21 protein-coding genes and 1 pseudogene are annotated in these 22,727 nt (G+C 71.5%); 4 read left to right on the top strand and 18 right to left on the bottom strand.

From position 1 onward, the window contains the following. Nucleotides 1–114: 114 nt before the first annotated feature. The 10 genes from ACY0PA_RS29030 to ACY0PA_RS28985 all read right to left on the bottom strand — a co-directional run bounded on the left by ACY0PA_RS29030 (nt 115) and on the right by ACY0PA_RS28985 (nt 12,836). Nucleotides 115–1,368 carry an SLC13 family permease gene (locus ACY0PA_RS29030; protein ID WP_473080503.1) on the bottom strand — a complete coding sequence of 418 codons (1,254 nt, stop codon included), beginning with the start codon at nt 1,366–1,368 and terminating at the stop codon, nt 115–117. A 117-nt stretch (nt 1,369–1,485) separates the two neighbouring features. Further along, on the bottom strand, nt 1,486–2,997 hold the full coding sequence (gene gatB, locus ACY0PA_RS29025) for an Asp-tRNA(Asn)/Glu-tRNA(Gln) amidotransferase subunit GatB (protein WP_473080502.1): 1,512 nt from the start codon (nt 2,995–2,997) through the stop codon (nt 1,486–1,488). Between the two features lie 16 nt (nt 2,998–3,013). After that, nucleotides 3,014–3,247, bottom strand: coding sequence for a hypothetical protein (locus ACY0PA_RS29020; RefSeq protein ID WP_473086468.1), 234 nt, complete (start codon nt 3,245–3,247; stop codon nt 3,014–3,016). Between the two features lie 5 nt (nt 3,248–3,252). Beyond that, entirely contained in the window at nt 3,253–4,758 is a 1,506-nt protein-coding gene (gene gatA / locus ACY0PA_RS29015) for an Asp-tRNA(Asn)/Glu-tRNA(Gln) amidotransferase subunit GatA (RefSeq protein WP_473086467.1), read from the bottom strand. Next, complete coding sequence (gene gatC, locus ACY0PA_RS29010; protein ID WP_016642027.1) at nt 4,758–5,054, bottom strand: Asp-tRNA(Asn)/Glu-tRNA(Gln) amidotransferase subunit GatC; 297 nt, start codon at nt 5,052–5,054, stop codon at nt 4,758–4,760. Before gatC ends, gatA begins: the two co-directional genes overlap by 1 nt. 296 nt (nt 5,055–5,350) lie before the next feature. Beyond that, nucleotides 5,351–7,597, bottom strand: a complete 2,247-nt coding sequence (locus ACY0PA_RS29005) for a putative bifunctional diguanylate cyclase/phosphodiesterase (protein WP_473086466.1) — start codon at nt 7,595–7,597, stop codon at nt 5,351–5,353. 689 nt (nt 7,598–8,286) lie between these two features. Further along, nucleotides 8,287–10,494: an NAD-dependent DNA ligase LigA gene (ligA, locus tag ACY0PA_RS29000; RefSeq protein ID WP_473080501.1), complete on the bottom strand. Its 2,208-nt coding sequence runs from the start codon at nt 10,492–10,494 to the stop codon at nt 8,287–8,289. 41 nt (nt 10,495–10,535) lie between these two features. Further along, on the bottom strand, nt 10,536–11,540 hold the full coding sequence (locus tag ACY0PA_RS28995; RefSeq protein ID WP_473080500.1) for a methionine synthase: 1,005 nt from the start codon (nt 11,538–11,540) through the stop codon (nt 10,536–10,538). Between the two features lie 50 nt (nt 11,541–11,590). Then, nucleotides 11,591–12,289 carry an SDR family oxidoreductase gene (locus ACY0PA_RS28990; RefSeq protein ID WP_473080499.1) on the bottom strand — a complete coding sequence of 233 codons (699 nt, stop codon included), beginning with the start codon at nt 12,287–12,289 and terminating at the stop codon, nt 11,591–11,593. 7 nt (nt 12,290–12,296) lie between these two features. Beyond that, entirely contained in the window at nt 12,297–12,836 is a 540-nt protein-coding gene (locus tag ACY0PA_RS28985) for an LOG family protein (RefSeq protein ID WP_473080498.1), read from the bottom strand. Nucleotides 12,837–12,888: 52 nt separating this feature from the next. Between ACY0PA_RS28985 and ACY0PA_RS28980 the strand changes: the two genes are divergently transcribed. Next, nucleotides 12,889–13,212, top strand: coding sequence for a DUF427 domain-containing protein (locus ACY0PA_RS28980; RefSeq protein ID WP_100598279.1), 324 nt, complete (start codon nt 12,889–12,891; stop codon nt 13,210–13,212). Between the two features lie 155 nt (nt 13,213–13,367). Here ACY0PA_RS28980 and mnmA read toward each other — a convergent pair whose 3' ends face one another. After that, on the bottom strand, nt 13,368–14,498 hold the full coding sequence (gene mnmA / locus ACY0PA_RS28975) for a tRNA 2-thiouridine(34) synthase MnmA (RefSeq protein ID WP_383090443.1): 1,131 nt from the start codon (nt 14,496–14,498) through the stop codon (nt 13,368–13,370). A gap of 86 nt (nt 14,499–14,584) precedes the next feature. On the opposite strand from mnmA, the gene ACY0PA_RS28970 reads away from it, so the two are divergent. Next, on the top strand, nt 14,585–15,289 hold the full coding sequence (locus ACY0PA_RS28970) for an N-acetylmuramoyl-L-alanine amidase (protein WP_473080497.1): 705 nt from the start codon (nt 14,585–14,587) through the stop codon (nt 15,287–15,289). A gap of 41 nt (nt 15,290–15,330) precedes the next feature. On the opposite strand, the gene ACY0PA_RS28965 is transcribed toward ACY0PA_RS28970, so the two are convergent. The 3 genes from ACY0PA_RS28965 to ACY0PA_RS28955 all read right to left on the bottom strand — a co-directional run bounded on the left by ACY0PA_RS28965 (nt 15,331) and on the right by ACY0PA_RS28955 (nt 17,144). Further along, nucleotides 15,331–16,500: a cysteine desulfurase family protein gene (locus tag ACY0PA_RS28965; protein ID WP_473080496.1), complete on the bottom strand. Its 1,170-nt coding sequence runs from the start codon at nt 16,498–16,500 to the stop codon at nt 15,331–15,333. A gap of 79 nt (nt 16,501–16,579) precedes the next feature. After that, nucleotides 16,580–16,798, bottom strand: coding sequence for a DUF4190 domain-containing protein (locus ACY0PA_RS28960; protein ID WP_453654200.1), 219 nt, complete (start codon nt 16,796–16,798; stop codon nt 16,580–16,582). A 184-nt stretch (nt 16,799–16,982) separates the two neighbouring features. Then, a complete protein-coding gene (locus ACY0PA_RS28955; protein ID WP_473080495.1) occupies nt 16,983–17,144 on the bottom strand; it encodes a hypothetical protein in 162 nt (53 codons plus the stop codon). Nucleotides 17,145–17,258: 114 nt separating this feature from the next. On the opposite strand from ACY0PA_RS28955, the gene ACY0PA_RS28950 reads away from it, so the two are divergent. Together ACY0PA_RS28950 and ACY0PA_RS28945 are read left to right on the top strand one after the other, a co-directional pair. Next, nucleotides 17,259–17,876 (top strand): TetR family transcriptional regulator, encoded by a 618-nt coding sequence (locus ACY0PA_RS28950; protein WP_326773996.1) that lies wholly within the window; start codon nt 17,259–17,261, stop codon nt 17,874–17,876. A 79-nt stretch (nt 17,877–17,955) separates the two neighbouring features. Continuing rightward, nucleotides 17,956–18,813 carry an alpha/beta fold hydrolase gene (locus tag ACY0PA_RS28945; protein WP_473080494.1) on the top strand — a complete coding sequence of 286 codons (858 nt, stop codon included), beginning with the start codon at nt 17,956–17,958 and terminating at the stop codon, nt 18,811–18,813. A gap of 385 nt (nt 18,814–19,198) precedes the next feature. Here ACY0PA_RS28945 and ACY0PA_RS28940 read toward each other — a convergent pair whose 3' ends face one another. The 4 genes and pseudogenes from ACY0PA_RS28940 to ACY0PA_RS28925 form a co-directional block, all read right to left on the bottom strand. Continuing rightward, nucleotides 19,199–20,053 (bottom strand): thioesterase family protein, encoded by an 855-nt coding sequence (locus tag ACY0PA_RS28940; protein WP_473080493.1) that lies wholly within the window; start codon nt 20,051–20,053, stop codon nt 19,199–19,201. 67 nt (nt 20,054–20,120) lie between these two features. Continuing rightward, entirely contained in the window at nt 20,121–20,792 is a 672-nt protein-coding gene (locus ACY0PA_RS28935; protein ID WP_473080492.1) for a trimeric intracellular cation channel family protein, read from the bottom strand. Nucleotides 20,793–20,901: 109 nt separating this feature from the next. Further along, a pseudogene (locus ACY0PA_RS28930) lies at nt 20,902–21,273 on the bottom strand (M1 family peptidase); the annotation flags it as partial. A 95-nt stretch (nt 21,274–21,368) separates the two neighbouring features. Then, on the bottom strand, nt 21,369–22,721 hold the full coding sequence (locus ACY0PA_RS28925; RefSeq protein WP_473080491.1) for an ABC transporter ATP-binding protein: 1,353 nt from the start codon (nt 22,719–22,721) through the stop codon (nt 21,369–21,371). Between the last annotated feature and the right edge of the window lie 6 nt (nt 22,722–22,727).

Raw genomic sequence — 22,727 nt, 5'->3', positions numbered from 1 at the left:
GGATCTTCACCGGGAACAGCCCGCAAAGAACACATGAGCAAGAGCAAACACTCTTGCAGCAAGAAGTGATCCTTTGTCGCTTTCGTGGCCTTAGTCACAAGGGCGCACGGCTGTTCAGCCCAGGAACTGAAGTCCCGCCCAGAGCACGACCGTTGAGACGACCAGCGTGGCCGGCACCGTGAGCACGCCGAGCCGCGTGAAGTCGCCGAGCCCGGGATGCACGTCGTGGGCGTGGACGATGCGGCGCCACAGGAGCGTGGCGAGCGAGCCCACATAGGTGAGGTTGGGGCCGAGATTGACGCCGATGAGGACGGCGAGGACCGGCCCCGGACCCGCGGGCCCCGCCACGGGGAGCAGCGCGAGAACGGCCGGAAGGTTGTTGATCAGGTTGGCGAGCAGGGCCGCGACCCCGGCGACGGCGAGCAGCGCGGGCAGCGACGAGCCCTCGGGCAGCAGCCGGTCGATGCCGTCCCCGAGCCCGTTGTCGACGACCGCCTTGACCACGATCCCGAGCGCGAGGACGAAGAGGCAGAAGTACGGGTGCGCCGACTTCACCAGCGCGAGCGGGGTCGTGCGCCGCTGCCCGAGCGCCCGCGCCGCGAGGACGGCCGTGCCGACGATCGCCGCCCACAGCGGGTCGATCCCGGCGAACGAGGTGACGACGAAGCCGACGAGCGTCAGGGCGAGGACGGTGAGTGTGAACACCGGCACGCCCGGCGGCTCCTCCGCGGCCGGCTCATGCGCGGGCGCCGCCAGGTCGTCGGCGAAGTACCGCCGGAACACCGCGTACTCGACGGCGATCGCGCCCAGCCACGGCAGGGCCATGAGCCCCGCGAACCGGGCGAAGGTGAGTCCGCTCGCGGTGAAGGCGAGCAGGTTGGTGAGGTTCGAGACCGGCAGGAGCAGCGAGGCGGAGTTGGCGAGGTGGGCGCTCGCGTAGACGTGCGGGCGCGGCCTCGCGCCGATCCGGCGGGCCGTGGCGAGGACGACCGGCGTGAGCAGTACGACGGTGGCGTCGAGGCTCAGTACGGCCGTGATCACGGCGGCCGCGGCGAAGACCCCGCCGAGCATGCGGCGCGGACTGCCCTTGCAGGCGCGCGCGATCGCGTCGCCCGCGGCCTTGAAAAGGCCCTCGTCGGCGCACAGCTGTGCCAGGACCAGGATGGCGGCGAGGAATCCGACGACCGGCAGCAGCTCCCGCGTCTCGGCCCACGCGTGCGCGGGCGACACGGCGCCGGCCGCCACGACGATCGCCGCCGCGGGCACGGCGACGACGGCCTCCGGCAGCTGCCGGGGACGCGCCACGGCGAAGCCGAGGATGAGCAGGAGGAGGGTGACGGAGAGGAGTTCGGCGGGGATGGTGCTCAACGTGCGGCTCCACGCATTCGTACCCCCCAAGGCGAACGCCGGCCGGGCATCTCAGTCCGGCCGGCGTGTGAGGCCAAGGGAGGCGGGGGTGCGAGGGCAGAGCCCCCGCAAGAACCGTCAGCCCTCGGAGACGCCCAGCTTCTCCAGGATCAGTTCCTTGACGCGCGCCGCGTCGGCCTGACCCCGGGTCGCCTTCATGACGGCACCCACGAGCGCGCCGACGGCGGCGACCTTGCCGCCACGGATCTTGTCGGCGATCCCGGCGTTGCCCGCGATGGCCTCGTCGACGGCCGCGCCGAGCGCGCCCTCGTCCGAGACGACCTTCAGGCCGCGCTTCTCGACGACCGTGTCCGGGTCGCCCTCGCCCGCGAGGACACCCTCGATGACCTGGCGCGCCAGCTTGTCGTTGAGATCACCGGCGGAGACGAGCGCCGCCACCCGTGCCACCTGGGCCGGGGTGATGGGCAGCTCGTCGAGCGCCGTGCCCGACTCGTTGGCGTGACGGGCGAGTTCACCCATCCACCACTTGCGGGCCGAGACGGAGTCGGCGCCGGCCTCGACCGTGGCGACGATCGGGTCGACCGCGCCCGCGTTGAGGATGGACTGCATGTCGTGCTCGGAGACGCCCCAGTCCTCGCGCAGCCGGTTGCGGCGCACGCGCGGCATCTCGGGCAGCCCCGAGCGCAGCTCCTCCACCCAGGCGCGGGCCGGCGCCACCGGCACCAGGTCCGGCTCGGGGAAGTAGCGGTAGTCCTCGGCGTTGTCCTTGATGCGGCCCGACGTGGTGGAGCCGTCCTCCTCGTGGAAGTGACGGGTCTCCTGCACGATCGTGCCGCCGGACGACAGGACAGCGGCGTGCCGCTGGATCTCGTAACGGGCGGCGCGCTCGACGGAACGCAGCGAGTTGACGTTCTTCGTCTCCGAGCGGGTGCCGAAGGGCGCCTCGGGACCGGGGCGCAGCGACAGGTTCACGTCGCAGCGCATCTGGCCCTTGTCCATGCGGGCCTCGGAGACGTCGAGCGCCTTGATGACCTCGCGCAGCTCGGCGACGTACGCCTTCGCGACCTCCGGCGCGCGCTCCCCGGCGCCCTCGATCGGCTTGGTGACGATCTCGATGAGGGGGATGCCCGCGCGGTTGTAGTCGAGCAGGGAGTGCGAGGCGCCGTGGATACGGCCCGTCGCGCCACCGACGTGCAGCGACTTGCCGGTGTCCTCCTCCATGTGGGCGCGCTCGATCTCCACGCGGAAGATCTCGCCGTCCTCCAGCTGTACGTCGAGGTAGCCGTTGAAGGCGATGGGCTCGTCGTACTGGGAGGTCTGGAAGTTCTTCGGCATGTCCGGATAGAAGTAGTTCTTCCGGGCGAAGCGGCACCAGTCGGCGATCTCGCAGTTGAGCGCGAGGCCGATCTTGATGGCCGACTCGACGCCGATCGCGTTGACGACCGGGAGCGAGCCGGGCAGGCCGAGACAGGTCGGGCAGGTCTGCGAGTTGGGCTCGGCGCCCAGCTCCGTGGAGCACCCGCAGAACATCTTCGTCTTCGTACCCAGCTCGACATGGACCTCGAGGCCCATGACGGGGTCGTACGTCGCGAGTGCCGCGTCGTACGACATCAGTTCAGTGACGGTCACGGTGAGACTTTCCCTCTCAGCCCAGCAGGACGTCGTCGTCGCCCAGGCGCTTCAGTTCCCGGTAGAGGATCGCCAGGCCGGTAACGATGGCGGCGGCGGACACCGCGGCGTCGATGAGCCGCAGGGTGTCGTGATCGTTGCGGGCCAGCTTCGCCTGCTTCGCGACACTGATCGCGCCGAAAGCGGTGCTCGCCAGCGACATGTACGCGCCGGTCTTGGACTTCTTGAAGTTCTTGGCCTTCTTTGCCATGGCACTCACAGCGACGGAGCCTCCTCGAGCAGCGGGTGACCCCACTTTTCCACGAAGGCGGCCTCGACGGCAGCGCCGACCTTGTACAGACGGTCGTCCTTCATGGCGGGGGCGATGATCTGCAGTCCGACCGGAAGACCGTCCTCCGGCGCGAGGCCGCACGGCAGGGACATGGCGGCGTTGCCCGCCATGTTGATCGGGATCGTGCACACGTCGGCCAGGTACATCGCCAACGGGTCGTCGGCGCGCTCGCCGATCGGGAAGGCGGTGGTCGGCGTCGTCGGCGAGACGATCACGTCGACCTGCTCGAAGGCCCGCTCGAACTCCTGGGTGATCAGGGTGCGGACCTTCTGGGCGCTGCCGTAGTACGCGTCGTAGTAGCCGGAGCTGAGCGCGTACGTGCCGAGGATGATGCGGCGCTTGACCTCGTCGCCGAAGCCGGCCTCACGGGTGAGGGCGGTGACGTCCTCGGCCGACGTCGTGCCGTCGTCGCCGACCCGCAGGCCGTAGCGCATGGCGTCGAAGCGGGCCAGGTTGGACGAGCACTCGGACGGCGCGATCAGGTAGTACGCCGACAGGGCCAGGTCGAAGGTCGGGCAGTCCAGCTCGACGATCTCGGCGCCGAGCGACGTGAGCAGCTCGACCGACTCGTTGAAGCGCTGGACGACGCCGGCCTGGTAGCCCTCGCCGGAGAACTGCTTGACGACGCCGACGCGCATGCCCCGGACCGAGCCGTTGCGAGCGGCCTCGACGACCGGCGGGACCGGCGCGTCGATGGACGTCGAGTCGAGCGGGTCGTGGCCGGCGATGACCTCGTGCAGGAGCGCCGCGTCCAGGACCGTACGGGCGCAGGGGCCGCCCTGGTCGAGGGAGCTGGAGAACGCCACCATGCCGAAGCGCGAGACGCCGCCGTAGGTCGGCTTGACGCCGACGGTGCCGGTGACGGCCGCGGGCTGGCGGATCGAACCGCCGGTGTCCGTGCCGATGGCGAGCGGGGCCTCGTAGGCGGCGAGGGCCGCGGAGGAGCCGCCGCCGGAGCCGCCGGGGATGCGGGTGAGGTCCCACGGGTTGCCGGTCGGGCCGTACGCGCTGTTCTCGGTGGAGGACCCCATGGCGAACTCGTCCATGTTGGTCTTGCCGAGGATGACGACGTCGGCTTCCTTGAGCTTGCGCGTCAGGGTGGCGTCGTACGGCGGGATCCAGCCTTCGAGGATCTTCGAACCGACTGTGGTCGGGATGCCCTCGGTGGTGAAGATGTCCTTCAGCGCGAGCGGTACGCCGGCCAGCGGGCCGAGCTTGTCGCCCGCGGCGCGCTTGGCGTCGACGGCGCGGGCCTGCGCGAGCGCGCCCTCACGGTCGACGTGCAGGAAGGCGTGCACCTTCTCGTCGACGGCCTCGATCCGGGCCAGGTGGGCCTCGGTCACCTCGACGGCCGTGAGCTCGCCGGCGGCGATCTTCGAGGCGATCTCGGCGGCGGTGAGCTTGATGATGTTGCTGTCCGTCATGGTGATTAGTCCTCCCCCAGGATCTGCGGCACCTTGAAACGCTGCTGCTCCTGGGCCGGGGCGCCGGAGAGCGCCTGCTCGGGGGTGAGCGACGGACGGACCTCGTCCGCCCGCATGACGTTCGTCAGCGGGAGCGGGTGGGAGGTCGGCGGTACGTCTTGGTCGGCGACCTCCGAGACGCGGGCGACCGCGCCGATGATGTCGTCGAGCTGTCCGGCGAAGTGGTCGAGCTCTTCGTCCTTCAGCTCCAGACGCGCCAGCCGTGCGAGGTGTGCGACCTCCTCGCGCGTGATGCCAGGCATGCAGCGATCCTCTGGGGTGAGTGTGTGTGGTTTGAGCCGGGGCCAGTCGTCCCCTTCCCGTCGTCCGCCCGAAGGGCGGGTCGTGCGTCGTCTGGTGCGTGCGATCGCAAGGCGCCGGAGCGTCCTCGTGGCGGAGCCACGTGGACGATTCGGCAACGCGGCGAGCGTGCGTGCCGGGCGTCGCACGACAGACGGGAAGGGGACGACTGGCCCCAATCCTATGGCGCCCAAGGCCATGCCTGTTAAACGGTTTCCCGTTCGGGCGCCCGGCCGCCCCTCACCCACCCCTGGACGGGCTACTTCACGGTCTGGCCCGACGACTGGTCCTCGGCCTCGGCGGCGAGGACGGAGGGCCGCTGCCATCCGCGGGAGCCGCGCGCCCGCAGCCACGCCGTCGTCTCGTCCGGCGGCATCGCGGCGGCGACGAGCCAGCCCTGGACGGCGTCGCACCCGAGGTCGCGCAGGCGCTCCCAGGTCTCGTCGTCCTCGACGCCCTCGGCGACGACGAGCAGTCCGAGCGAGTGCGCCAGGTCGACGGTGCAGCGGACGATCTCCGCGTCCTCGTTGTCCACGGCCAGGCGGGCCACGAACGAGCGGTCGATCTTCAGCTCGCTGACCGGGAGGCGACGCAGGTGGACGAGGGAGGAGTAGCCGGTGCCGAAGTCGTCGAGGGACATCTTCACGCCGTGCCCGGTGAGCCCGGCGAGGGTGTCGGCGGCGCGCTGGGGGTCCTCCAGCAGCACGTGCTCGGTTATCTCCAGCTGCAGGGCGCCCGGGGGGACGCCGTGCCGGGCGAGCCGCGCGGCAACCGCGCCGGCGAATCCCGGGGTGTGCACGTCCCTCGGCGACACGTTCACCGCGACCGGCACGCGCAGGCCCTGCGCCCGCCACCGGGCGACCTGCGCGAGCGCCGTCTCCAGGACGTACTCGGTCAGATGGGGCATGAGTCCGGACGACTCGGCGATGGCGATGAACTCGTCCGGCGGGACCTTGCCCCGCTCGGGGTGCACCCAGCGCACCAGCGCCTCGAGGCCGGCGACCTGTCCGTCGAAGCGGACCTTCGGCTGGTAGTGCACCTCCACGTCGCCCGCGTCGAGCGCGCGGCGCAGATCGCCGAGCAGGCCGAGGCGGTCGGGGGTGTTGGAATCCCGCTTCGACTCGTAGACCTCGACGCCCGTACGGTCGCGCTTCGCCTGGTACATGGCGACGTCCGCGCGGCGCAGCAGCCCTTCGGCGTCGAGCGCGTGGTCGGGGAAGACGGCGAGTCCGGCGCTGGCCTCCAGGACCAGCGTGAGCCCGTCCAGGTCGAGCGGTGAGCCGAGGGCGGCGACCAGGGTGCGCGCCACTCGGGTGGCGGACGTCGTGGAGTCGGCCACGGGCAGGAGTACGGCGAACTCGTCGCCGCCGAGGCGCGCGGCCTCCGCCCCGCGGGGCAGGGCCATCCGGAGCCGGTCGGCTATCTGGAGCAGGAGCCGGTCTCCCGCGAGGTGGCCGAGGGTGTCGTTGACCGACCGGAAGCGGTCCAGGTCGATCAGCATGAGGGCGCTGCGCGCGCCGATCCGCTCGGCGTCGTCGAGCGCGGTCCACGTCCGCTCCAGGAGCCACTGCCGGTTGGGCAGCCCGGTGAGCGGGTCGCGCAGCTGCTCCTCGGCGCGAGCCCGGGCGATCCACAGCGTCGAGTCGAGCGCGATGAGCGGGACGGCGAACAGCGGCAGCAGCACGGGCAGCGCGATGGCGACCACGCAGATCAGCGGCGCGATGCCGAGCAGCGCGACGCCGACGAGGCCCTGCCGGAGAAGGGCGGTGCGGGCGACGGTGGGCAGCCCGGAGGCACGCGGCGCGTGGACGTACCAGAGCAGGCTGCGGGTGACGGCGAGGTAGGCGGCCGCGACGAGCGCCACCTCGGGGGCGTTGAGAACCGTCCAGGTCTCCGGCTTCCAGGGGGACTCCACGGTCGGGACCTGGCCGGACACGGCGAGCACGAGGGCGCCCGCGCCGATGCCGATGATGTCGACCGCGCCGTGCAGGATGCCCTGGCGCCAGCGGTGCCGGCGGGCGATGCCGACGAGGACGACGACGGTGAGGCTGACCATGCCGGCGGGCACCCAGCCGTAGAGCAGCAGGACCGCGAGCGTTAAGGCCGCGCCCGAGCCGGTGCCGCCCCACCAGCGGTCGCGGCCGAGCGCGACGAGGTGGCCGACGATGATGCCGGTCAGTACGGCGAGGGACCAGCCGGCGGCGCCGGACGGGAAGAGTGCGTGGCTGCCGGTGAAGGCGCGGTAGAAGCCGGTGCCGAGCACGGCGGAGGCGAGGGCGACGATCGCGAGGGGCAGCATGGGCAGCGCGCCGAGCCAGGAGCGCTCCCGGCCGTCCCCTTCCTCACCGAAGGCTCCGCCGAAGGTCCCGTATCCGCGGTGCGGCCAGCCGCCCGCGTCGCCCGCGTCGGCGCCCGTCCACCCGGAACCACCGTCAGCGGCGGCCCCGGTCCAGCCGGTCCCGCCGCTCACCGCCGCTCCGGAGCCGGTCCCGCCGAGGGCACCGATGCCCGCCCCGCCGTTCGAACCCGGGGCAGGCCAGCCGGACGCCGCCGCACCGGAACCCCGGACGCCGTAGGCGCCGATCCCGGCTCCGCCGTTCGAACCGGACGCGGGCCAGCCGGGTGCGGGCGCCCCGGATCCGGCCGATGCGCCGGCGGAGCCACTTCGTCCGCTCTCGCCCCGGGCACCGGAGCCCGCGCGACGGCGCGTACGCCCACCGCCGCGGTCCCCGAGGGCCGCGCGCCACCCACCGCGCCTGGGGCGCCCGTTGCACTGGTCCGTCTCGCCGGTGTCGTTGTCCGTCTCACCGGACTGGTCCGTCTCGTCCGGTCGCGGCACGGTGCGCGCGGCAGGCGCCGGGCTCGCGGTGCCTCGCCACACGCGCCAGCGCGTGCGCAGCCGTGAGTCCGGAGCGGCGCTCTCGGTCGGTTCCATTCCCGTCCCTCTCACAGCCGGCGGTGCCCACGCCACGCGATCCGATGCGGACGACTTCCGTCAGCGGTACCGCGTCCTCGTTCCCTGCCCCGTGCCTGTCGTGGGCACGGGATGCCCCATCCGCAGCCGGGCACGGCAGGCGCACCCCTCAACAGTAGGCCGCAGAAGGCTTCCAGGGGCACCGGTCGACCACGGTTGCCCGAATGCGCCCCAGCCACCCGTATGCATCTGGTATGCGCCGAACGGGTGGCCTTCAACCGCTACTCCTCGGTCGGAAGCGCAGCGTCCGCCGCCGCCTCCGGCCCCTGTTCGAGCAGGACGGCGAACCCGTCCTCGTTCAGAACCGGAACCTTCAGCTGCATCGCCTTGTCGTACTTGGAGCCCGGATTGTCCCCCACTACGACGAAGGAGGTCTTCTTGGAAACGGAGCCCGTCACCTTGGCCCCTCTGCTCTGCAGGGCCTCTTTCGCGCCATCTCGGGTGTGGTGCTCGAGCGTGCCGGTGACGACGACCGTGAGGCCTTCGAGCGGGCGCGGGCCCTGGTCCTCGCCTGCGCCCTCCTCCTCCATCCGGACCCCGGCGGCCCGCCACTTGCGCAGGATCTCGCGGTGCCAGTCCTCGGCGAACCACTGCTTGAGCGAGGCAGCGATGATCGGCCCGACGCCGTCGGTGGCGGCGAGCTCCTCCTCGGTGGCCTGCTCGATGCGGTCGATGGAGCGGAACTCGCGGGCCAGTGCCTCGGCGGCGACGGGACCGACATGGCGGACGGACAGGCCGGTGATGACGCGGGCGAGGGGCCGCTCCTTGGCCGCCGCGATGTTCTCCAGCATGGACAGGGCGTTCTTGCGGGGCTCGCCCTGCTGGTTGGCGAAGACCGTGGCGATCTTCTCCTCGCCGGTCTTCGGGTCCCGCTTGGGCAGTCCGCTGTCCTGGTCGAGGACGTACGCCCTGATCGGCAGCAGCTGCTCGATGGTGAGGTCGAACAGGTCGCCCTCGTCGGAGAGTGCCGGCTCGGACGGCTCCAGGGGCTTGGTGAGGGCGGCGGCCGCCACGTAGCCGAAGTTCTCGATGTCGAGGGACTTGCGGCCCGCGAGATAGAAGAGGCGCTCGCGCAACTGGGCCGGGCAGGACCGGGCGTTCGGGCAGCGGAGGTCGATGTCGCCCTCCTTCATGGCCCGCAGCGGGGTGCCGCACTCGGGGCACTGGGCGGGCATCACGAACTCCCGCTCGCTGCCGTCGCGCAGGTCGGCGACCGGGCCGAGGATCTCGGGGATGACGTCGCCGGCCTTCCGCAGGACGACGGTGTCGCCGATGAGGACGCCCTTCTTCTTGACGACGTCCTGGTTGTGCAGGGTCGCGAACTCGACCTCCGAGCCGGCCACGGTGACCGGTTCGACCTGCGCGTACGGCGTGACGCGGCCGGTGCGGCCCACCCCCACGCGGATGTTGACCAGCTTGGTGTTGACCTCCTCCGGCGGGTACTTCCAGGCGATGGCCCAGCGCGGCGCGCGCGAGGTGGAGCCGAGGCGGCCCTGGAGGGGGATCTCGTCGAGCTTGACGACGGCGCCGTCGATCTCGTGCTCGACGATGGAGTGGCGGTTCTGCCCGTAGTGGGCGATGAACTCCCGTACGTCCTCGACGCCGTCGACCACCCTGTTGTGCCGGGCGGTGGGCAGGCCCCATTCGTGCAGCAGCTCGTAGGCCTGGGAGAGGCGGTCGATGTCGAAGCCCTCGCGGGCGCCGATGCCGTGGACGACCATGTGGAGCGGGCGGGTCGCGGTGACGCGGGGGTCCTTCTGACGGAGCGAACCCGCCGCCGCGTTGCGGGGGTTGGCGAAGGGCTTGTCCCCGGCCTCGACCAGGCGCGCGTTGAGCTCCTCGAACCTCTCCATGGGGAAGAAGACTTCGCCGCGGATCTCCACGAGCGCCGGGACGCGGTCGCCCTTGAGGCGGTGGGGGATCTCGGCGATCGTGCGCACGTTGGGCGTGATGTCCTCGCCGGTGCGGCCGTCGCCGCGGGTGGCGGCGCGGGTGAGCCTGCCGTCCTCGTACGTGAGGTTGACCGCGAGGCCGTCGATCTTGAGTTCGCACAGGAAGTGGTAGTCGGACGTGCCGACGTCCCGGGCGATGCGGTCCGCCCAGGCGGCCAACTCGGCGTCGTCGAAGGCGTTGTCGAGGGAGAGCATGCGTTCGCGGTGCTCGACGGCCGTGAACGTCGTGGACACCGGCGCGTACGAGCCCGCGACCTTCTGGGTCGGCGAGTCGGGGGTGCGCAGCTCGGGGTACTGCTCCTCCAGCGCCTCCAGGGAGCGCAGGAGTTTGTCGAACTCGCCGTCGCTGATGACCGGCTGGTCCTTCACGTAGTACCTGAAGCGGTGCTCCTCGATCTGCTCGGCGAGCTGCGCGTGCTGCTCCCGTGCCGTCGTGGGCACCTCTGCGGGCTGTGCGTGCTGCTGTTCGCCGGCCACCGTCTCGTCCTCCCGTTTGTCCCTGTGCGGATCCCGAGCCGTCACTCTGGGTTGTCCGCGAGTGATCTCGCCGCCCGGACGCAGTGGGCGAGCGCGGCGCGCGCGTACGCGGGAGAGGCCCCCGCGAGCCCGCACGACGGTGTGACCGTGACCGACTCCGCGAGGGAGCCGGGATTCAGCCCCAGCCTGCGCCACAGCGTCCTGACTCCCATGACGATATCGGCGGGGTCTGACAAAGGGCTGTCCGTGCCCGGCACGACACCGGCGAAGAGCCGCGTTCCGGCCTCGACGGCCTCACCGACCGCGTCGTCGTCACGTTCGGTGAGCAGCGAGAAGTCGAAGGAGATGGCGTCGGCGCCCGCGCGGCGCAGCAGGGCGAACGGGACGTCGGGGGCGCAGGAGTGCACGACGACGGGCCCGTCGTGGACCGAGACGACCTCGCGGAGCGTGCTCTCCACGAGCTGGCGGTCGACGGCGCGGTGGGTGCGGTATCCGCTGGCGGTCCTGACCTGGCCGCGCAGTACGGCGATGAGGGACGGCTCGTCGAGCTGGAGCACGATCTCGGCGCCGGGGACGCGGCGGCGCACGTCGTCGAGGTGGAGGCGCAGGCCCTCGGCGAGCGAGCCGGCGAGGTCCCGGCAGGCGCCCTCGTCGGAGAGGGCGACCTCTCCGTTGCGCAGTTCCAGGGCGGCGGCAAGTGTCCAGGGGCCGACCGCCTGCACCTTCAAGGGCCCCTGGTAGCCCTGCGTGAACTCCTCGAGCGCGTCCAGGTCCTCGCCCATCCAGGACCGGGCCCGCCGGGTGTCGCGGCCCGGCCGGTCCCCGAGCCGCCAGCCGCTGGGCTCCACGCGCGCGTACAGCTCGACGAGCAGTCCGGCGGTCCGGCCGATCATGTCGGCGCCGGGTCCGCGGGCGGGCAGTTCCGCCAGATACGGGAACTCCTCGACACTGCCGGTGACCGTCTTGGCCGCCTCGCGCGCGTCGCCACCGGGCATCGATCCGACACCGGTGGCGGGCCCCGGCCTGAACTTGCTGTTTTCGCTCACCCGCGAAGCGTACGTAACGCGCCGCGGGCGGGCGGAACCCGCCGGGGAACTCAGCGGCCCGGGCGCACCGTGAGGTCGTTGACCTCGGCGTCGCGCGGCAGGTCGAGCGCCATGACGATCGTCGTGGCGACCGACTCGGGGTCGATCCAGCGAGCGGCGTCGTACGGCTTGCCCTCCTGCTGGTGCACCTTGACCTGCATCGCGCTGGCCGTGCGGCCCGGGTAGACCGACGTGACCCGCACGCCGTTGCCGTGCTCCTCCTGGCGCAGGGAGTCGGCGAGCGCCTTCAGGCCGTGCTTGGAGGCGGCGTACGCGGACCAGTCGGCGTGCGCGCTGAGGCCCGCACCCGAGTTGACGAAGATCACGTGGCCGTGGGCGACGCGGAGCTGGGGCAGGAAATGGCGGGTCAGTTCGGCGGGGGCGACCAGGTTCACGTTCAGCTGGTGGCGCCACGACTTGGGGGTGAGCTCGCCGACCGGGCCGAGGTCGACGACGCCCGCGATGTGCAGCAGCGAGTCCACCCGGTCGGGCAGGGACTGGTGCGAGAACGCCCAGGAGAGCTTGTCCGGGTCGGCGAGGTCGCCGACGAGTGTGCCCGATCCGCGGAACTGGGCCGCGAGTTGCTTGGCGCGGGCCGCGTCGCGCGCGTGGAGGACGAGTTCGTCCCCGCGTGCGTGCAGACGGCGCGCCACGGCCGCGCCGATACCTGATCCGGCCCCGGTGATCACATGTGTTGCCATACGGGCCATGCTCGCATCAGAGCGTGCCGACTGTTTCCTCCAGGTAGGCCAGCGCGCCGACGGGCTCCTCGGCGAAGAAGACGAGTTCGGTGAGCGGCACCGGCAGGAACCCCTCGTCCTCCATGCGCCGGAACTGCTCCTTGAGGCCGTCGTAGAAGCCCGCCGAGTTCAGCAGGACGACCGGCTTGGTGGTCCTGCCGTGCTTCTTCAGCTCCAGGATCTCGGTGGCCTCGTCGAGCGTGCCCGTGCCGCCCACCATGATCACGACGGCGTCGGCCTTCTCCAGGAGGAGCGCCTTGCGTTCGGCGAGGTCGCGGGCGATCACCATCTCGTCGGCGTTCGTGCGCGCCTTGGCGGCCAGGAAGTCCACGGAGACGCCCACGAGGCGCCCTCCGGCCTCCTGGACGCCGTCCGCGACCACCTTCATGAGCCCGCTCTCCGAACCGCCCCATACGAGCGTGTGCCCGCCCTTGCCGAGAAGTTCGGCGAACTCACGGGCGGGTCGGGTGTAGCGGGCGGCGAGGTCGGCGGCGGAGAGGAAGACGCAGATGTTCATGCGTCCTACCGTACGGGGGAAGAACGGCGGCCTTGCCGGTGCTGTCGCAGGTATGGCTGATGGACACACGATCACGATCGAGCAGGGCACCGGTTCCGTACGCGTAGTCCACGGCGGGGTGGTGCTCGCGCAGAGCGCCCGCCCGCTGCTGCTGCGCGAGACGGGCTGTCCGGTGCGTTACTACATCCCGCCGGCGGACGTCCGCACGGACCTGCTGACCCCGTCCGACACACAGACGTACTGCCCCTTCAAGGGAACGGCGTCCTACTGGTCCCTGCCGGACGCCCCCGACCTGGTGTGGGCCTACCCGGACCCGAAGCCGGACGTGGCCGAGATCAAGGACCACCTGTGCTTCTACGAGGTGGAGACCGTCTGACCGCGTGACGAGTTCCGCCGGGCGAGGGAGTCCTCACAGACATGGACAAGAGGACGAACTCTCCCGACGGCTGGACGGCCAGACCCACGCGGTGGATCCGGACGCGCTCGGTCCGCCGCTCACCGACTTCTTCCCGGCGTAGGCCCGGTCAGCCCTTAGGCAGCCGTCTTCGCGCGCGTGGTCGTCGCGATCGTCGCCGAGCCGACCACGCGCGTGCCGTCGTAGAGCACGATGGCCTGGCCGGGGGCGACACCGCGTACGGGTTCGTCGAAGGTGACGGTCAGGGTGCCGTCGATCAGCTCCGCCGTCACCGGTGTCTCGTCGCCGTGGGCGCGCAGCTGCGCGGTGTACGTACCCGGTCCCGAGGGAGCCGTGCCGCACCAGCGGGGCTTGATGGCGGTAAGCGCGGTGACGTCGAGGGAGCCGACGGGGCCGACCGTCACCGTGTTGTTCACCGGCGAGATGTCCAGGACGTAGCGCGGCTTGCCGTCGGGGGCTGGAGTGCCGATGCGCAGGCCCTTGCGCTGGCCGATCGTGAAGCCGTACGCGCCCTCGTGCGTGCCGACCTTGCTGCCCGTCTCGTCGACGATGTCGCCCTCTGCCTTGCCCAGGCGCGACGCGAGGAAGCCCTGGGTGTCGCCGTCCGCGATGAAACAGATGTCGTGCGAGTCGGGCTTCTTGGCGACCGCGAGGCCGCGCCGCTCGGCCTCCGCGCGGATCTCGTCCTTCGTCGTGACCGTGTCGCCGAGGGGGAACAGGGCGTGCGCGAGCTGGCGGTCGTCGAGCACTCCGAGGACGTACGACTGGTCCTTGGCCATGTCGGAGGCGCGGTGCAGCTCGCGGGTGCCGTCCGCGTGCTCGACCACCTTCGCGTAGTGGCCCGTGGCGACCGCGTCGAAGCCCAGGGCGAGCGCCTTGTCGAGGAGCGCGGCGAACTTGATCTTCTCGTTGCAGCGCAGGCACGGGTTCGGGGTACGCCCGGCCTCGTACTCGGCGACGAAGTCGTCGACGACGTCCTCGCGGAAGCGCTCGGCGAGGTCCCAGACGTAGAAGGGGATGCCGATGACATCGGCGGCCCTGCGGGCGTCACGGGAGTCCTCCACGGTGCAACAGCCGCGGGCTCCGGTGCGGAACGACTGCGGGTTCGCCGAGAGGGCGAGGTGGACGCCCGTCACGTCGTGGCCCGCTTCCGCCGCGCGGGCGGCGGCGACGGCGGAGTCCACGCCGCCCGACATGGCGGCGAGGACGCGAAGGGGGCGGGTGCTCTGCGGAGTCTGCGAAGTCATAGCTCTAACAGGGTACGGGGCCGCGGGAACCGAATCCCGCGAGTATCCGTTGTGGATCTCGTACGACGTGAACGGGGGGGCGGGTCGTGGGAGCACAGGGGAAGTCGCGGCAGAAGTCCGGGGGCCGCGCGAAGCGCGACGGTGACCGGGGGGTCAGCCGGCGGACGCTGCTGATCGGCGGCGCGGCGACGGCCGTCGGTGTGGGCCTGCTCGCCCGCAGCGACCTGGCGCACATGTGGTGGCAGATGCCCGGCATCGACAAGCCGCGCAAGGCCGGCGAGGTCGACTTCAGGGGCGCGGAGTGGGTGGCCGCGGCGGCGGCGAACTGGCGGCGGGCGGACCGCCCCGCCGACTACATGATCGACCGCGTGATCATCCATGTCACACAGGGCAGCTACCAGGGGACGCTGAAGGTCTTCAGGGACCCGTGGCACGGGGCGGCCGCGCACTACGTGGTGCGCAAGGACGGCCACATAGCGCAGATGATCCGCGAGCTGGACGTGGCGTTCCACGCGGGGAACAAGGAATTCAACGAGCGCAGTGTGGGGATCGAGCACGAGGGGTTCGTGGACCGCCCGGCCGACTTCACGGACGCCATGTACGCGTCCTCCGCGCGACTCACCGCCGGGATATGCAGGCGCTACGGGATACCTGTCGACCGGCGGCACATCATCGGGCATGTCGAGGTGCCGGGCACGGACCACACCGATCCGGGCCCGCACTGGGACTGGGACCGGTACATGCGCCTGGTGAAGCGCGCCCATGAAGAGGGGCGCACGGCCAAGGCGTAAGGCGTCCTGGCTCAGCCCGGGCCGTCAGCCGAGCCCGGCCGTCAGCTCAGCCCGGCCGTCCTGGCCCGCTCCACCGCCGGTCCGATCGCGTCCGCCACCGCTGCTACGTCCGCCTCGGTCGACGTGTGGCCGAGGGAGAAGCGCAGGGTGCCGCGGGCCAGGTCCGGGTCCGTGCCGGTGGCCAGCAGTACGTGGCTGGGCTGCGCCACACCGGCCGTGCACGCGGAGCCGGTGGAGCACTCGATGCCCTGCGCGTCCAGGAGCAGCAGCAGGGAGTCGCCCTCGCACCCGGGGAAGGTGAAGTGGGCGTTGGCGGGCAGCCGGCCGCCGGGGGCCGGGTCGCCGCCGAGGATCGCCTCGGGGACGGCCGCGCGCACGGCGTCGACCAGGTCGTCGCGCAGTCCCCCGATCTCGCGGGCGAACCACTCACGCTGTTCGGCGGCGAGCCGTCCGGCGACGGCGAAGGCGGCGACGGCCGGCACGTCGAGCGTCCCGGAGCGCACATGCCGCTCCTGGCCGCCGCCGTGGAGCACGGGTACGGGGGTGTACTCGCGGCCCAGGAGGAGCGCCCCGATGCCGTACGGGCCGCCGATCTTGTGGCCGGAGACGGTCATCGCGGCGAGGCCGGACGCTGCGAAGTCGACGGGGATCTGACCGAAGGCCTGGACGGCGTCGGCGTGCAGCGGGACGCCGAACTCGGCGGCCACGTCGGCGAGTTCACGTACGGGCTGGATCGTGCCGATCTCGTTGTTCGCCCACATGACGGTGGCGAGGGCCACGTCGTCGGGGTTGCGGGCGATCGCCTCGCGCAGGGCGTCCGGGTGCACGCGCCCGTACGCGTCGACGGGCAGGTATTCGACGGCGGCGCCCTCGTGTTCGCCGAGCCAGTGCACGGCGTCGAGGACCGCGTGGTGTTCGACGGGGCTGGCGAGGACGCGGGTGCGGGCGGGGTCCGCGTCCCGGCGGGACCAGTACAGGCCCTTCACCGCGAGGTTGTCGGCCTCGGTACCGCCCGAGGTGAAGACGACCTCACTGGGGCGGGCGCCGAGGGATTCGGCGAGGGTCTCGCGGGACTCCTCGACGGTGCGTCGGGCGCGCCGGCCCGCTGCGTGCAGCGAGGACGCGTTGCCGGTGAGGGCGAGCTGGGCGGTCATCACCTCGACGGCCTCCGGGAGCATCGGAGTGGTCGCGGCGTGGTCGAGGTAAGCCATGGTGGGCTCGATTCTACGAGCCCCTGTCCCGGTGCTCCGCGCCGCGTGGGGTCCCGTCCCACGCAGAGCGTCAAAGGTGTCAGCCCGTGAGGCTCCAGGACAGCGTGTGATCGGTCGCGACGAACGCCGCGAGGACCGCCAGGTCGGCGATTCCGAGCCCGAGTCCGAGCAGCGCGCGGCCACGGCGGGCGGTGCCGCGCATGAGGGCGAGACCGGCGAGCACGATGGCGATCGGGCCGAGGAAGAGGTTGAGGACGAGCAGTCCGAGCAGCCCGAGGACGAACGAGGCGACGGCCATTCCGTCGGCGTCGCGCGCACCGGTGCGGGGCTGCTCCGCAGGGGCCGTGCCGGCCACCGCGTCGGCGTGGGTGCTGGTGCTGGTGCTGGTGCTGGTGCCGGTGCCGGCACTGGTGTCAGCGGTGATGTTCATGGTGGTACCCCCTCTTGGTTCAGGCGTGATCAGGCGTGATCAGGCTGATGGATCAGTGCTGGTGACGTCGCCGGGCGGTCCGCTCGCGCACGGCGAAGACAACCAGCCAGATGCCGATGACGGCGGCGGCGGCGAGGGTGACGGGAAGAGGCGCGTGGGCCACGGAGCCCAGCGCGACGCCCAGCAGAAGCAGGGCGGCTACGAGGAACAGCATGAGTGCCTCTCATGGTCGGGTCGGTGACGGTTAGGATTACAACCGTTCACTGACTCTTGAGTCTAGCGCGCACGCGGCTTCCGAATTACAGAGAACAAGTGTTAACTGCATGGCATGAGTCACACCCTCGGCATCCGGCAGGCCCAGAAGCAGAAGACCCGACAGGCGCTGCTCGACGCGGCGTTGGAGCTGCTCGAGGACCAGAGCCTGTCGAGCCTGGGGCTGCGCGAGGTCACCCGGGCCGTCGGGGTCGCTCCGACCGCGTTCTACCGGCACTTCGACTCGACGGCCGAGCTCGGCGTCGCGCTCGTCGAGGAGGCGCTCGGCAGCCTGCACGAGACGATCACCACGATGCTGACCACGACGGGCAGCAACGAGGAACGTCTGGGCCGGACAGTCGAGTTGATCGCCCGTCTGGTCCGCACACACCCCTCCCACGTGCGCTTCATCGCGCGTGAGCGGCACGGCGGCGTCCAGCGCGTGCGGGACGCCATCGGCGGGCAGCTCGCGCGGTTCGCCGAGGAGGTGGCCGAGGGTCTTGCCGCGGACCCGGTGTCCGCCGGCTGGAGCCAGGACGACCTGCGGATGCTGGCGTGGCACTACGTCGAGCACATGGTGATGACCGCGTCCGTCTTCCTGGAGACCCCGCCGGAGCGTATGGACGCGGCGATCGACGTCGCCACACGGCAGTTGCGCCTCGTCAACCTCGGCAGGGCGCACTGGCTTGACTGACCGCCGCCGGCCACGGGCCACCACCCACCGGCGCCCAAGTCCCCGCGCCCCAGCCGGGACACCCCCTAGCCTGACATGCATGACCGCCGACTGGAATCTCGACCGCTCCTATGCCAGTTCGTCCGGCGACGTCGCCTGGGCCGTGCTCGGCCCGGCGGACGCGCCGCCGGTCGTCCTCGTCCACGGCACGCCCTTCTCCTCGTACGTCTGGCGCGGCCCGGCCCGCGCGCTCGCCGCCCGGCATCGCGTCTACGTAGCGGATCTGCCCGGGTACGGCGCCTCGGCGAAACACGACGGGCAGGACGTCACCCTCGCCGCCCACGCCCGCGTCCTGACCGAGCTGCTCGGGCACTGGGGCCTGGACCGGCCCGGCGCCGAACCCGCCGTCGTCGCCCATGACTTCGGCGGCTGTGTCGCGCTGCGCGCCCGGCTGCTGCACGGCGCGCGCTACGAGCGGCTCGCGCTTGTCGACCCGGTGGCGCTCACCCCCTGGGGCTCCCCCACGTACCGCCATCTCGGCGCGCACGCCGACGTGTTCGCCCAGCTCCCGCCGGCCCTGCACGAGGCGCTCGTGCGCGAGTACATCAGGTCGGCGAGCCACCGGGGCCTGCACCCGGCCACCCTCGACCGGCTGGTCGCCCCCTGGTGCACGCCGGAGGGACAGCCCGCGTTCTACCGTCAGATCGAGCAGAACGACCAGCGCTTCACCGACGAGATCCAGGGCCGGTACGGGGAGTTGGACCTGCCTGTGCTGATCTGCTGGGGCACGCAGGACACCTGGATCCCGGTCGCGCGCGGGCACGAACTGGCGAAGCTGATCCCCGGCGCCGAACTGCGGCTGATCGAGGGCGCGGGGCATCTCGTGCAGGAAGACGCACCCGCCGAACTGACCGGTGCTGTCACGGAGTTCCTGTGGGCGGACCGTACACGGCGGTGATCGCGGCGCCGCAGCGGGCGAGTTCCTCCCGGGTCTCGGGCGGGCCGGCGACCTCGACGTTGTCGGCGAAGGGCAGGAGCGAGCGCGCCTCGCGCACCTACCCGTAGCCGAGGCGCACGGTGATCCACTCGCTGCGGCCCGTCGTCGGCGGGCGGCGCGGTCAGCGCGTTGCCGCCCAGCCGCAGGAACAGGTCGATGTGGGTGCGCCGCACGCGCGCGGTGGCCTCGACGGCCTCCGGCCTGTCCTTGACCTGGCGTTTCAACACGGCCCAGGCATCGGCCGGCTGGACTCCGGGGCGCCGCCGCTCTACGGCAACGGGCTCACCTCGACCCGGTGCACGCCGCTACGGCTCCGGGCTCAGCCCACCCGGATCCGCCGCCCCGTTCAGCTCAGCTTCGCGCGCGCGAGCTGCCGGGACTGGGCCACCAGACGGTCCTCGCTGTCCCAGACCTCGGCGTCCTCCTCCAGGAAACCGCCCGCGAGATTGCGGGTGGTGATGGAGACACGCAGGGGGCCGGGGGCGGGGCGGTGGCGGACGTGGACGGTCAGTTCGACCGTCGGGACCCAGCCGGTCAGGCCCATCTCGAACGCGGTCGGCGGCAGCGCGTCCACCGCGAGGAGCAGGGAGAGCGGGTCCGCGTCACGCCCGTCCGCGAGGCCGAACCAGGCCCGCATCTCGCCCTTGCCGGAGGGCGAACCGATCGCCCAGCCGAGCGTGGCCGGATCGAGCTTGAGGGCGAGCCGCTCGGTGATGGCGGAGCTGCCCTTGATCGGCGTGGGGCCGTCCTGTGCGCCGAAGCACTGCTCGACCGGCGGGAAGTGCGGGGGCTTCGCGGTGGTACGGACGTCGTCCGGGAGCGCGTCAAGGTCACCGTAGGAGGCGAGGACGCGGATCCGCTCGACCTCGGCGCCCTCGTCGTCGTACTGGAAGAGGGAGGCCTGGCCGGTGGAGAGGGTGCGGCCGGTGCGTACGACGTCGGTCCTGATCACGGCGGGGCCGGGCCGGGACGCGGTCAGGTAGTGCGCGGAGATGGTGAACGGGTCGCTGTGCGGCAGCGCGTCGCCGAGGGCGCGGCCGAGAACGGCGAGCAGGTAGCCGCCGTTGACGGCGCTGATGATCGTCCAGCCGGCCGAGAGGTCGATGTCGTACACACCGGGCTCGCGCCGGGTGACCGCGGTGTCGCGGTCGAACTCACTGTCGCCGATGACCGCCTGCGCGGCGGACGATACCTGTGCCATGCAGGTACGGTACAACAGAAAACTACTAAGCGGTAGCTTTTGCGGTCGACCTGCATAACAGTCCAGGTCAGGGCGTCTCCTCCAGCACCTCCGTCGCCGACGACCTGCGGTGCCAGGCCCGTGGCGCCCGCCAGTGGTAGCGCATCGCGAGCAGCCGCAGCACGAACACCGTGATGACCGCGGCGCCGCTGCTGAACGCGGACAGCGCGTCGAAGCGGATGCACAGGACGATGATCGTCGAGCCGACGATCGCCGGTACCGCGTACAGGTCGCGGTCCCAGCGGACCAGGGACGGGACCTCGTTGGCGATGATGTCGCGCAGCACACCGCCGCCCACGGCGGTCGCGAGGCCGAGCGCCGCGGAGGCCGTGAGCCCGAGCCCGTAGTCGTACGCCTTGACCGTGCCGGTGACGCAGAACAGGCCGAGGCCCGCCGCGTCGAAGATGTTCACCGCTACCTGGGTGCGCTCCACCTCCGGGTGCAGGAAGAACACGAGGCCGGCGGCGAACAGCGGGGTCAGGAAGTACCCGAGGTCGGTGAACGCGGCCGGCGGGACGGCGCCGATGACCAGGTCGCGGAACAGCCCCCCGCCCAGCGCGGTGACCTCGGCGAGAACGGCGATGCCGAAGACATCGAAGTTCTTGCGGACCGCGAGGAGGGCGCCGGAGATCGCGAAGACGAAGATCCCGACCAGGTCCAGCCAGTGCTGGACGGAGGGGGTGAAGAGTTCCAGAAGCACCCGACATTGTTACGCACGGCCGGGTGCCGCCCCGAGCCAGGTGTGGCGCGTGGCCTACAGCGCGGGCTTGCCCTTCGTGTAGAGCCACGTCTGGAAGAGGCCGTCGAGGTCCTGCCCGGAGGCCTTCTCGGCAAGGCGGATGAAGTCGGCGGTCTGCGCGTTGCCGCATGAAGTGGGCGCGTCTGCCGTTCACTTCGACCGAGGTGACGGTCAGCTTCTGGAGGTCCAGGTCGAAGGAGGAGAGGTTCTGAGTGGCGCGCGCGGTGACGGTGGTGACGCCGTCGAGGCGGTCGGTCGCGGGGTCGTACGCCACGTTCAGGTCGTAGCGGGTGGCGTCGAAACCGCCGTTGCCGAGCTGCGGGAAGTACGGGTCGCCGATGCCGTCCGAGCCGGGGGTGGGGGCCGGGGCCGCGGCGATCAGACAGAACGGGGCGGCCGCTGTCGCGACCGCCGCCAGACGTGCCGAACGGGAGAGTGCCATAAGTCGTCCCTTCACGCGTGTTCCGATGTAAGGGACACGCAGACTCTGCACTCTCCCGTCAGGGCGTGTACATGACCTGCTCGGTCAAATCCCCGCTACGTGTCCGACGACCCCTGTGCCTCGTCCGTCCCGTCCGCGTCACCCGCGTCGTCCGACGGCTGTACGCCACTGTCGTCACCGGTGCCGGAATCCGCCTCGGGAGCATCGGCAGACTCTTCAGCCGGCACCTCAACCGCATCCGCAGCCGGCTCCGCGGCCGACTCCTCGGCCGCCGACTTGGCCGGCACCTCGGACCCGTCGTCGGCGTCGTCCGCCTCCGTCCGCGCCAGCGTCACCACCTCGATCGCCTCCTTGGCGACCGCGAGCAGCTTGGTGTCGCCCGGCGCCTGGTCCTCGGCGTTCTCCGGGTGGTGACAGGCCACCTGGCGTCCGGGGGCGAGCTGGAGCAGCGGCGGTTCGGCCGTCCTGCAGATCTCCGTCGCCTTCCAGCACCGCGTGTGGAAGCGGCAGCCGCTCGGCGGCGAGATCGGCGAGGGCACGTCGCCCTTGAGCAGGATCCGCTCGCTCTTGGCACCCCGGCGCTTGGGGTCCGGCACCGGCACGGCCGACATCAGGGCCTTGGTGTACGGGTGCATCGGCGCCTCGTACAGCGAGGTGCGGTCGGCGAGTTCGACAATCTTGCCGAGGTACATCACCGCGATGCGGTCCGAGACATGGCGGACGACGGAGAGGTCGTGCGCGATGATCACGTACGTCAGGCCGAGCTCGGACTGCAGGTCGTCCATGAGGTTGACGACCTGCGCCTGGATCGACACGTCGAGCGCGGAGACCGGCTCGTCCGCCACGACCAGCTTCGGCTTGAGCGCGAGCGCGCGGGCGATGCCGATGCGCTGGCGCTGGCCGCCGGAGAACTCGTGCGGGTAGCGGTTGAAGTGCTCGGGGCTGAGGCCCACCAGCTCCAGGAGGCGCTGGACCTCCTTCTTCACCCCGCCCTCGGGCTCCACGCCCTGGAGCCGGAACGGCGCCGAGACGATCGAGCCGATGGTGTGCCGGGGGTTCAGGGAGCCGTACGGGTCCTGGAAGATCATCTGGATGTCCCGGCGCAGCGGGCGCATGCCCCCCGTGCCGAGGCGCGTGATGTCCTGGCCCTCGAACTCGATCCGGCCGGCGGTGGGTTCGATCAGCTTCGTGATGACCCGGCCCATGGTCGACTTGCCGCAGCCGGACTCGCCGACGACGCCCAGGGTCTCGCCCTTGCGGACCTCGAAGTCGATCCCGTCGACGGCCTTCACCGCGGCGACCTGCCGCTGGAGGATCCCCTTCTTGATCGGGAAGTGCTTGACCAGGCCCTCGACCTTGAGCAGCACCTCCCGGTCCTCGGGGGACGCCGCCTGTGCGGGGACCGTGGCCGTCGCAGTGTCCCCTGCGTCCTTCTTCGTCTCGCTCACGGGCTC

Source organism: Streptomyces sp. DS1-CR2 (assembly GCF_055760475.1).
Note: the sequence above shows the minus strand (reverse complement) of the source record. Positions and strands in the feature narration are given on the sequence as shown.

Excerpts from the sequence above, each read along its gene's own strand:
- ACY0PA_RS29020 (WP_473086468.1), bottom strand. The coding sequence starts at position 3,247 with ATGGCAAAGAAGGCCAAGAACTTCAAGAAGTCCAAGACCGGCGCGTAC.
- gatC (WP_016642027.1), bottom strand. The coding sequence starts at position 5,054 with ATGCCTGGCATCACGCGCGAGGAGGTCGCACACCTCGCACGGCTGGCG.
- ACY0PA_RS28990 (WP_473080499.1), bottom strand. The coding sequence starts at position 12,289 with ATGGCCCGTATGGCAACACATGTGATCACCGGGGCCGGATCAGGTATC.
- ACY0PA_RS28985 (WP_473080498.1), bottom strand. The coding sequence starts at position 12,836 with ATGAACATCTGCGTCTTCCTCTCCGCCGCCGACCTCGCCGCCCGCTAC.
- ACY0PA_RS28980 (WP_100598279.1), top strand. The coding sequence starts at position 12,889 with ATGGCTGATGGACACACGATCACGATCGAGCAGGGCACCGGTTCCGTA.
- mnmA (WP_383090443.1), bottom strand. The coding sequence starts at position 14,498 with ATGACTTCGCAGACTCCGCAGAGCACCCGCCCCCTTCGCGTCCTCGCC.
- ACY0PA_RS28965 (WP_473080496.1), bottom strand. The coding sequence starts at position 16,500 with ATGGCTTACCTCGACCACGCCGCGACCACTCCGATGCTCCCGGAGGCC.
- ACY0PA_RS28960 (WP_453654200.1), bottom strand. The coding sequence starts at position 16,798 with ATGGCCGTCGCCTCGTTCGTCCTCGGGCTGCTCGGACTGCTCGTCCTC.
- ACY0PA_RS28955 (WP_473080495.1), bottom strand. The coding sequence starts at position 17,144 with ATGCTGTTCCTCGTAGCCGCCCTGCTTCTGCTGGGCGTCGCGCTGGGC.
- ACY0PA_RS28950 (WP_326773996.1), top strand. The coding sequence starts at position 17,259 with ATGAGTCACACCCTCGGCATCCGGCAGGCCCAGAAGCAGAAGACCCGA.
- ACY0PA_RS28945 (WP_473080494.1), top strand. The coding sequence starts at position 17,956 with ATGACCGCCGACTGGAATCTCGACCGCTCCTATGCCAGTTCGTCCGGC.
- ACY0PA_RS28940 (WP_473080493.1), bottom strand. The coding sequence starts at position 20,053 with ATGGCACAGGTATCGTCCGCCGCGCAGGCGGTCATCGGCGACAGTGAG.